Source organism: Candidatus Zixiibacteriota bacterium, assembly GCA_014728145.1.
In the GTDB taxonomy this organism is placed as follows: domain Bacteria; phylum Zixibacteria; class MSB-5A5; order JAABVY01; family JAABVY01; genus WJMC01.
In genome coordinates, this window is sequence record WJMC01000136.1 from 1 (window position 1) to 5,426 (window position 5,426).

Sequence of the window (5,426 nt, forward strand, 5' to 3'; positions counted from 1 at the left end):
GGTCTACCAGGAAGCTATGGAAACCTATCCCGCGCTGAAGATCATGTACGAGATGAAGGGCAAGTTCGATGCTCGTTACCTGCGCGAGTTTACAGTTGTGATGGGCCCCGACAATTACCAATGCAGTATCTGACCTTTCACATCTCGTAATTACCGCCAATATTCTAAAAACAGTTTGCCTGCACGACCTCACCATCATATTTTCGCCTATACTTGATAAATCCTGTCACCACTTGAGGAGGAGTATATGCGAGGTAAAGTTATCAGCACAGATTCCGCTCCCGGAGCTGTCGGGCTGTACAGCCAGGCGGTCAGGGTCAACGGCATGGTTTTCTGCTCGGGACAGATTCCGATAGATCCCACAAGCGGTCAACTTGTCGATGGCGATGCTGAAAAACAGGCCACACAAATCATTGAAAACCTGAAGGCGGTCCTCGAGTCGGCCGGCCTTGGATTGGAACACGTTGTCAAGACAACTGTTTATATGGTCAGTTTAGACGATTACGCGGCGGTAAATGAAGTCTATAAGAAGTACTTTCCGAAAGATCCGCCGGCCCGAGCGGCAGTGGCTGTCAGGGAGCTTCCCAAAAGAGCGCGTCTCGAGATCGAAGCTATCGCGGCAGAATAAGACAATATATATGATACAGACATCAATGAAAGGCAGAAGACATGCTGGAAGCTGAAATAAGCTGGGCAAAAAACCGCAGGTTCATCGCGGTCGGGAAATCATCCGGCCACGCGATCATGCTGGACACACCCGAGAAATCCGGCGGGGAAAATCTCGGGATCAAGCCGACCGAGGCATTTCTGATCGGGATTGCCGGTTGCACCGCGGTGGATATGGTCAATATACTGAGTAAGATGAGGATCGAGCTGACCCTCTGCGAGGTCAAAATTGAAGCCACGCAAAAAGAGGACTACCCGAAATATTTCGATCACGGCAAAATCATCTACACCCTCTCGGGGAAAGACCTGGATGAAAAAAAAGCGCGCAAGGCAGTGGATCTCTCGATGGATAAATACTGTGCCGTATCACAATCGGTTAAGGGCAGAATGGAAATTTCGACCGAAATAAGAATCGTTTAAAAAAACGAAACCTTCAGGCTTTTTTTCAAGTAAAATGAAAATAGAAAATCAAGAAAAAAGGAGAAAAGCTATGAAGGTTCTTAATCGAAGCACTTTTATTGTCTCATTGATCGGCCTGCTCGTGTTGTTTGCCGCGGTCAACCTCTATGCTGCCACGATCGGTACCGAAAAGGCCTCATCCAGAAAAGCCTGGATCGGTATCTATATGCAGGATTTAAATGACGATATCGCCAAAGCATTCGGCCTTGAGTTCGATGAGGGGGTTCTGATCAACGGTGTTGTCGATGATTCACCGGCGGAAAAATACGGTCTCGAGGAAGGCGACGTAATCGTCAGTTTCGACGACCGTGTGGTCGATGATTCCGGAGATTTGACCAGGGCTCTCAAGCAAAAACAGCCTGGTGATGAGATCAAGATCAAGATCCTGCGCGACAACAATGAAAAAGATGTCGCTCTGACTTTGGGTGAAACAGTCGAGCTCAAGGACAAAACTTTCACCCTCAAGAAATCTCCCAAGGTGTTTTACAACTGGAAGAGCAAGATGCCCTCATCGACAACCTTCCTGGGAGTAGGCCTGCAGTCGTTAAATAAACAGTTAGCTGAATATTTCGATGTCAAGGAAGGTGTTTTGATCTCCGAAGTGATGGAAGAGTCTCCTGCCGAGAAAGCCGGTCTCAAAGCCGGAGATGTTATCCTCGAAATTGATGACAAAGAAGTCAGTTCACCGGGCGATGTCACCAAAATAGTGAAAAAACATGAAAAAGGTGACAAGCTGAACATCGAAGTCTCCCGCAGGGGCCAGAATATGGCTCTGGCTATCGAACTCGAGGAACGGGAACTCGATGAGGAATGGTTCGGGTGGCATTCCGGGATGAACCAGTACCAGGTCGCCCCCAACATTCCGGATGTCAAATTACTGCTTAAAGATCTCGACCTGGAAGCCCTCAACGACCTCGATCTGGATGAACTCAATGAGGAACTGGAAGAAGATATGGAGGAATTGCGCGAAGAACTCGAACAACTGCGCGAGGAACTCAATGATTTGAAAAAAGAAATACGCTGATTACTCAATAGACTCCTGTGTAAGAAGTGGCCTCCCCGAAATATCGGGGAGGTTTTTTTTGCACTCGACCGGGCTTAAAAAATCTTGTGTAATAAATCGAAGTGATTATCATCATGTAATATGAGACTGTCCAGATTCGCTCGTTACATACAGGTATGGGGACATCGCTTCTTTCGGCGATTTCACCTCTCCGAAACCCAGATACTGATCATCCTTTCGTTCGTGGTAGGAATCTCGACCGGCTTGGGCGCGGTCCTGTTTATCTGGCTGATCGAGAGCGCCAAGGATCTCTTCTTCGGTTATTCTTTATCCTACCTGAATCAGTTCATAGTGAGCTGGAAGATCTGGGTGCCTCTGATACCGCTTCTGGGAGGTCTTTTGGCGGGGCCGATTTTGTACCGCTGGGCGGTCGAGACCCGGGGGAGCGGAGTACCCGAGGTAATGGAGGCGACGGCTTTACGGGGGGGATTGATCAGGCCCCGTGTGGCTTTAGCCAAGTCAATTGCCCTGGCTCTCTGTATCGGTTCGGGGGGGTCGGCCGGGCGCGAAGGTCCGATCGTGCAGGTCGGTTCCTCGATCGGATCGACTATCGGGCAGGTCTTTAAGATGTCCGGTCAGCGTATCCGTGTTCTGGTCGGATGCGGTGCGGCGGCGGGTATATCGGCGGTGTTTAACGCCCCGATCGCGGGGGTGCTGTTTGCGCTGGAAGTGATCCTGGGAGATTTCGGAATCCGCACTTTCTCCCCGGTGATATTGTCTTCGGTGATCGCATCGGTTATCTCGCGCTCGCTTCTGGGCGACCACCCGGCTTTCGATATTCCCGGGACCTACAAGCTGATCTCCGCGTACGAAATCGGGCTTTACATTCTCCTGGGTATATTGACCGCTGTGATCAGCATACTGTTTACACGCGTTTTATATTTCTCGGTCGACCAATTCATGAAGCTTAAAATCCATGATTATCTCAAGCCGGCTTTGGGAATGTTCATGCTGGGAATCGTCGGCCTGTTTCTGCCCCAGATATTTTCCGATGGTTACGACACTATCTCACTTGCGCTGGTAGGTGAACTGCCGCTCATTCTGATGCTGGTTTTGGTGTTCGCCAAAATACTGGCCACTTCACTGACTCTCGGATCGGGCAACGCCGGGGGGATATTCGCGCCATCACTGTTTATGGGTGCGGTAGCGGGAGGCTTTTTTGGCAAGCTCGCCCACGGTATGTTCCCTGAGGTCACTGCTTTGCCCGGAGCGTATGCTGTAGTCGGTATGGCAGGTGTCGTGGCAGGCACCACTCATGCCCCGATTACCGCGATATTGATTATTTTCGAAATGACCGGCAATTACAATATGATCCTGCCCTTGATGGTCACCTGTGTTTTCGCGACATTGGTTTCGCGCCGAACCCTGGTCGATTCAATCTACACAATGAAGCTCAGCCGCAAAGGGATCAAACTCCAGAGCGGACGCGACATCCTGGTACTATCGTCTATCAAGGTCAAGGAAGTCATGCACACAGATTTCACTGTGATCCCGCACAATATGCCCCTCTACCAGATCCTCCAGGTAGTCGAGGAATCCCGCGACGACTGCTGGCCGGTGGTCGATGCCAAAGGTGACCTGATTGGCACTTTCACGCTTCACGACCTGCGTACAGTGTCGGCTCATCCGGAGATGAACACATTGGTAATAGCGGCCGATATCAGCCATTCCCATCCGGTCGATGTTTCTCCGGAGGACACGCTGGAAGAAGCCCTCAAAAAGATCGCCCCGCGAGATATCGAAGTTGTGCCGGTGGTCGATCATCAGCACGACGACAAGCTTTTGGGACTTTTGGAAAAGGGAGATATATATACTGCCTATAACAAGAAAGTTATTGGCAAATTGCGAAGCTCTGATTATGCTGAATAGGCATGGACGCTTATCACAAATTGCGATCTGACCTTGAAGTCAGCCGTCAGACCCATAGCGGGAAGACTTTCTATGTCATCAAGGACCCGGTCAGCGAAAGATTCTTTCGCCTGCGCGAACCGGAATATTTCCTTGCCGAGGCTTTGGACGGCAGAACTTCAACAGAACAGGTGCTCGAAAAATTCGAGCAGCGATTCGGCCTTAAAATCACCCCGGAACAACTCGACAAGTTCATCGATGCCCTCAGGCAAAAAGGCTTTCTTTACAGCAAATCAGCGGAATACCAGCTCTCGCGGGCCTCGCAGGTCGAGAGCAAAAGATCGTTTATTGATAAGATCCTGTATCTCAAACTAAAGGCATTCAATCCTGACCGCTTTCTGCAATGGCTCTACCGCTGGTTTAAGTTTACCCTTTCCACTCCGGCTGTTATCATATCTTCGCTGATAATTGTAGTCGGCGCGCTCCAGGTCAAGGCTTCGGCCTCCCTGATGCCGACCAATGTCTACCAGATATTTTCGCTGTCATCCATACCGCTCCTGATTTTGTCTATCTTCATGGTAGTCTCGCTTCATGAACTTGCGCACAGCATAGTCTGCCGTCACTACGGCGGTAAGGTCAGTGAGATGGGTTTTTTACTGCTGTATTTCCAGATCTGTTTCTACTGCAACCTCTCGGATTCGTATATGTTCGAGAAGAAATCGCAGAGGATCAAAACGATTCTGGCCGGGATCTATTTCCAGGCCTTTCTGGGTGCGGCCAGCCTTCTTTTGTGGCGAATCATCAAGACCGGCAACACGGTTTCCGATTTTTTGTTTCTGACCGCCTCGGTCGCGATTGTAACGCTCTTGTTCAACCTCAATCCACTTCTGAAACTCGACGGTTATTATTTGCTCGTTGACATCGTCGAGATCCCCAACCTGCGAAGCAAAGCATTTAATTACCTCAAACAAATCCTGCGCCATGTTTTCATCGAGCCGGTCGAAAAACTGGCCGAATATACCCGCCGCGAACGCAATATCTTCATGGTATACTCGGTGTTGGCGATTCTGTATTCTCTGATCCTGTTTTTCTGGATAGGTTCGTTTTTGTACAACCTGCTGACCGATAAATGGGGCGGGGTCGGTTTTCTGTTGTTTTTGTCGCTTATGGTTGTTATTTTTAACGAACCGATCAGAAACTCTTTTCGGTCTATTACAAACAGGTCAGAGAGACAGGGAGTGTCAGTGCCGAAATCAATTCGTTTTTATATCTGGATGGCTGTTCTGGCAGTGATAGTGGCATTACTGTTTCTGTTTCCAGTCGATTTGAAGATCAATGCTCCCATGACGATCGAACCGCTTGAGAAATTCACCATCAAGCGCACCGGCAC

Annotated in this window: 5 protein-coding genes; all 5 read left to right on the forward strand. The window is 49.6% G+C overall.

Annotated elements, in window-relative coordinates; all coding sequences use genetic code 11:
* The first annotated feature begins 247 nt into the window (after window positions 1–247).
* Window positions 248–628, forward strand: a complete 381-nt coding sequence (locus GF404_07890; protein ID MBD3382102.1) for a reactive intermediate/imine deaminase — start codon at window positions 248–250, stop codon at window positions 626–628.
* A 41-nt stretch (window positions 629–669) separates the two neighbouring features.
* Window positions 670–1,086: an OsmC family peroxiredoxin gene (locus tag GF404_07895; GenBank protein MBD3382103.1), complete on the forward strand. Its 417-nt coding sequence runs from the start codon at window positions 670–672 to the stop codon at window positions 1,084–1,086.
* A 34-nt stretch (window positions 1,087–1,120) separates the two neighbouring features.
* Entirely contained in the window at window positions 1,121–2,149 is a 1,029-nt protein-coding gene (locus tag GF404_07900; protein ID MBD3382104.1) for a PDZ domain-containing protein, read from the forward strand.
* A 120-nt stretch (window positions 2,150–2,269) separates the two neighbouring features.
* On the forward strand, window positions 2,270–4,057 hold the full coding sequence (locus GF404_07905; GenBank protein MBD3382105.1) for a CBS domain-containing protein: 1,788 nt from the start codon (window positions 2,270–2,272) through the stop codon (window positions 4,055–4,057).
* A gap of 2 nt (window positions 4,058–4,059) precedes the next feature.
* Window positions 4,060–5,426 (forward strand): hypothetical protein (locus GF404_07910; protein MBD3382106.1); only part of this gene is annotated, 1,367 nt, incomplete at its 3' end.

Bases quoted from the DNA above. Each gene is read 5' to 3' on its own strand.
- GF404_07905 (MBD3382105.1), top strand. From the start codon at position 2,270: ATGAGACTGTCCAGATTCGCTCGTTACATACAGGTATGGGGACATCGC.
- GF404_07895 (MBD3382103.1), top strand. From the start codon at position 670: ATGCTGGAAGCTGAAATAAGCTGGGCAAAAAACCGCAGGTTCATCGCG.
- GF404_07900 (MBD3382104.1), top strand. From the start codon at position 1,121: ATGAAAATAGAAAATCAAGAAAAAAGGAGAAAAGCTATGAAGGTTCTT.
- GF404_07890 (MBD3382102.1), top strand. From the start codon at position 248: ATGCGAGGTAAAGTTATCAGCACAGATTCCGCTCCCGGAGCTGTCGGG.